Source organism: Brevibacterium sp. FME17 (assembly GCF_014897515.1).
In the GTDB taxonomy this organism is placed as follows: Bacteria; Actinomycetota; Actinomycetes; order Actinomycetales; family Brevibacteriaceae; genus Brevibacterium.
Map to the genome: position 1 here is coordinate 1 of NZ_JABUYD010000048.1, position 4,224 is coordinate 4,224.

Below are 4,224 nucleotides of genomic sequence, written 5' to 3' on the forward strand. Positions count from 1 at the left end.
GTCTACGCAGGCTGCGTGACGTAGCACACGTGTCCACGACTTGCGGGGAACCTCAGCTCAAGTTTCTATACAGGTGTTTAATTCTTCTAATACCCACCGGCCAGAACCCTGCTATTTTGGACAGCATGCTGAACATGGATTGGTTACACTGCCTGATTGAACTCGACCGCACGGGGAGCGTTAGTGGTGCCGCCAGAGCTCTCCATGTGACACCGTCAGCCGTGTCTCAGCGGCTCAAAGCGCTGAGTAAGGCACTTGGTATCGAAGTTGTGACATCGTCTACCTCCGGCAGCTCGTGTACAGAAGCTGGTCGCGTTCTTGTCCAACATGGCCTGCAAGCGTTGTCGCATCTCACGGCCGCGGAAGAGGCAGCCCGCGCCCTTGCTTCCACACAGCAACATGAGATCGCGGTAGCCTGCTTTCCGAGCGGCGTTGGATCGCTACTGCCTCGAATCATGAAGCGGATCAGCAATGAAGATGAACAGTTGCGAGTACGTTTTGACGTAATGACGAGCCATGAGATTGTAAAAGCCTTGCAAGACGGGTCCGTCGACATCGGCCTTCTTGCTCGCTATCCCTTTGATGACCCCGCCGGACAAGGGCTTCACGAGGTCCAACTTGGTCGAGATGAGCTTCAGGTCCTGCTCCCGCGAGAACACAGTCTCGCGTTGACAGATACGGTCGATCTGAGTGATCTCGAGGGGGTGCCGGTTATAGTCGAAGGTAAGAATAGCCAGTCGTGCAGGTCTTTCCTTCAGACTTGTGACACTGAGAGCGTCAACCCAAAAGTGGTAGCGTACAGCCCTGACGCTGGCGTTGCCATCGAAATGGTGGCGCAAGGAACTGGCATCGCAATAGTTCCTGGCCTTGCTATAAGCTGGACGTCCCCAAATATGGTCCTGCGCCGCCTCCGTCCTGAGGTTTCACGATCAATAGTTGTGTCGTGCCGAACGGAGGCTGCCGAAAGACCGCAAACTCTGGCGTTCACCGTTGCGGCGCACACGTCCTGGCGCGCGTACGAACTTATTTCTCGAATGAACAGACATAGTCTGCCTTATCGCTGACTGCAAACTACGCATTTCCGTAACGTTGTCGAGGAAATTATGACGATCATCGAGATCTAGGCGTCACACACCAACATTCTATAAATGACTTCGTGCACAAGCGCTCGTCGGCTTCGGGGATTCTCCGATAGGCAGCCAACCGAGCGCACCCGCTGCGATATTCCTTGTCGTTCTGCGCTGATCCGTCGCTAGGCACCATCTATTAAAACCCCTGCGCATTCAAATGCCGCAGCAGTCGTGCCACACTCGCTCTTATGTGTGGCAGATACACGGTAGACGTGTCCTCAGCAGAGCTCGGCCGGATGCTCGAAGCCGATGTGGCCGCTGAGTGGACTCCCTCATGGAAAATCAAGCCCACACAGCGCGTCCCTGCCTTCTTCAAGACCATCACCGACGATGGCGAGATCACGGGAAAAGGCGAGATCGCCCGGTGGTCGCTTCTGCCGCCGTGGGCCGAGTCCCCAAAGTTGAAGTTCCCCACCTTCAACGCCCGCAGTGAAGGGCTGGCGTCGAAGAACACATGGCGGGGACCGATCAAGCATTCCCGCGCAATACTTCCGGCGACTGGTTACTACGAATGGAAGACTGAGGGGAAGACGAAGACCCCGAACTATATTCACTTGCCCGATGGTCCGCTGCTCTTCGCCGGACTCTATTCATGGTGGCGGCCGAAGGGCTCAGATGACGCTTGGACTCTGACGACGACAATCGTCACCCGCCCCTCCACCGGTGACGTCGCCGAGCTCCACGATCGGGCGCCGGTCATCCTTCCACCCGACTTCGTCGACGAATGGGTTGATGCAGGAACAGAAGGCGACCAGACTCTCGTCGACGCCGCAGTCGCGGCCTCCACCCCACAGCTTGAACAGCTGGAATTCCACGAGGTCGCCAAACTCACCGGTGACGGACCCGAGTTGGTGAAGCCCTCAAGTTGAGATCGCGTTAAGTGCAGCGCCTTTCAAGCTTCCTCACCCTTCCATGCCGCGCGGATGTGCTGCCACAGTGAGCGATGCTTTGGCTCCTTGATCTCCTCCTCATCAACGACAACAGTTGGTACGGTGTCGACGAACTCCGGGTAGACCCGCGCATACGCCTCATTGATGCGCTGGCGCTTGGCATTAGGTTCCAGAGCCCATGTATATGGGAGGTCAATTTTCAGCCGCGGTGAGAACATGTGGCTGTACTTCGGCGGCTCTTCGTCGATCCACCCTAGCTTGGCAATCGCCTCCGCATGGCGACGCTCCTCGTCCGAATCAAGATTGATCACGACCTCATCTCCTGCCGCCAATGGTGAGTACTCAAACTCAACTCGAGCCGGAAACCGGCTCAGCCGCAGAGCTTTGACCGTGTGCACTCGATGGCGAGAATTCCCGGTCTCATAGATCGGGCCTTCTGGACCGTGATGGCGAAACAGGCGCAGTCGACCCATATGCGAGAACCAATCATCGAAATCCGGATCACTAGAGTCGACGAGGCCCTGGACGATCTGACGGTATGAGTCGCCGCGGTTATTCACTCCACCCCATTTGACTGCTTCACCCCCATCGACAATCGAGTCCACGTGAATATCTGTGGATTCATTCACCGTGCGCTGGTTGCCGTAGTTGCCTGTCATCAGCACAACGGGCGGGTTGGCGTTCATCTGAGCCCACCGTGAGTCCAACCATTCTTGGGCCGTGCCGAAGGCGACCACTTCACTCTTCACTTGCGCCAGCTCTTCGATCACTTCAGTCATGATTGGTTCGCCTCCTCTGCTTCGACAGCCTGCGATTTGCAAGCTCTCAAAACCAGTCTGGCATCTGGCAGGGGCAACCTTCGTGTCATCGCGGCGCAGCGACTTTTCAAGACGCCAACGACCGACAGTTGCGGCGGTTACGCTCTCGCGCGTACTAAGCGTCTCGATGAGACAGTATGATCTCCCTCGCGAAGGCCCGAACATCGTCAAAACTGGCGTCTGGTCCAAGCGGACGCAGATCAGCCTTGTTGACACCCTGGGCCCGGAGGATCTTGCTCGGCTGCACGTAGCCATCGGCATCGTAGAGTGCAGTTCCGTCTGTCCACGCCATGTATTTGCGATCGGTCTTGCGTGATGGAGTTTTCGAGGTGATCTCGCTGGCAACCTCGACGATGCGGGCGCGCCGGCATCTCAAAGAGACCCCAGCTGGGTAGTCGTCGTCGTGAGAGGTCGCCCCTTCTGGCCGGACTCGGTACACGGCGGCTGTGCCGAGACCTTGAGCCGAGCGGACCGCAGTGTCATGTGCCAGGTCGTAGTCTGTCGTGATGTACGCGAAGTTGGGGTCGTAGTCGTAATGGTCACCGATTTTCGCCCATTCAGCTTCGACGATCTGGCTCATCGGTATGATGTCATCTCCGACGCGCAGTCCGGTGATGCCGCCATGCCAATAGCTCGTGACAGTATCCGCCATTGCCCTGATCTTCCGAGCACGTGCGCCTTTGCCCATGTTCCCACCTATCCTGAGCTGTGCCTTCTGCAATTTACGCGATAAGGAGTCATCCTGGCCTGCCGGACAGCATGGATACCAGTCTATTGGGTCAGCGCCCGTGAGCGCCGGTAGAACGTGGCCCTCGACATCCCGAGATCGCGTGCGACCGCGGCTGCCGGTTCACCGCTTTCGACCAAGCGAACAGCGTTGCGGATCTGGCTGTCAGTAATTCGGCGAGGCCGGCCTCCAAGGTCGAGGCCTGCTTCTCTTCGTTTCTTGACTGAGTCGGTGACGCGTTCACGTTTGATCTCAAGCTCCATCTGCGCCAAGGCTGCCATGATCGTGAACAGCATCGACCCCATGGGCGATGATGTGTCGACGTCTCCCCCGCCGAGGTTGAGGACTCGCAATCCGGCACCACGAGTCCTGAGGTCTTCGGCAAAGGCGAGCATGTTCTGTGTGGACCTGCCGAGGCGATCGAGCGTCGTAATCACGAGAGTATCGCCTTCGATGAGCGCCTCCAGCGCAAGATCGAACTGTGGCCGTGAGGCCCGTGAACCGGAGACGCCGTGATCAACATAGAGGTCGTCATGGCGAACGCCAGCCTTGAGGAGATCCGCCTGTTGTCTGTCAGTGTCTTGGGCTCGTGTCGATACTCGTGCGTTATGTAGGCGCTTTGGCCTTGTCTCATTGGAGGTGTTTCTGTAGCCATCGAA

5 protein-coding genes are annotated in these 4,224 nt (G+C 57.6%); 2 read left to right on the forward strand and 3 right to left on the reverse strand.

The window, feature by feature from the left end:
• The first annotated feature begins 134 nt into the window (after window positions 1–134).
• Window positions 135–1,064: a LysR family transcriptional regulator gene (locus tag INT40_RS21440; RefSeq protein ID WP_226831722.1), complete on the forward strand. Its 930-nt coding sequence runs from the start codon at window positions 135–137 to the stop codon at window positions 1,062–1,064.
• 254 nt (window positions 1,065–1,318) lie between these two features.
• Window positions 1,319–1,999 carry an SOS response-associated peptidase gene (locus tag INT40_RS20150; RefSeq protein WP_226831721.1) on the forward strand — a complete coding sequence of 227 codons (681 nt, stop codon included), beginning with the start codon at window positions 1,319–1,321 and terminating at the stop codon, window positions 1,997–1,999.
• Window positions 2,000–2,022: 23 nt separating this feature from the next.
• Here the strand turns inward: INT40_RS20150 and INT40_RS20155 are convergent, their stop codons facing one another.
• The 3 genes from INT40_RS20155 to INT40_RS20165 all read right to left on the reverse strand — a co-directional run.
• On the reverse strand, window positions 2,023–2,799 hold the full coding sequence (locus INT40_RS20155; protein WP_193070611.1) for a hypothetical protein: 777 nt from the start codon (window positions 2,797–2,799) through the stop codon (window positions 2,023–2,025).
• Between the two features lie 154 nt (window positions 2,800–2,953).
• The gene (locus INT40_RS20160; protein WP_193070612.1) at window positions 2,954–3,490 is read right to left on the reverse strand and encodes a hypothetical protein; all 537 of its coding nucleotides are present in this window, start codon (window positions 3,488–3,490) and stop codon (window positions 2,954–2,956) included.
• Window positions 3,491–3,609: 119 nt separating this feature from the next.
• Window positions 3,610–4,224 (reverse strand): recombinase family protein (locus tag INT40_RS20165; protein ID WP_193096858.1); only part of this gene is annotated, 615 nt, incomplete at its 5' end.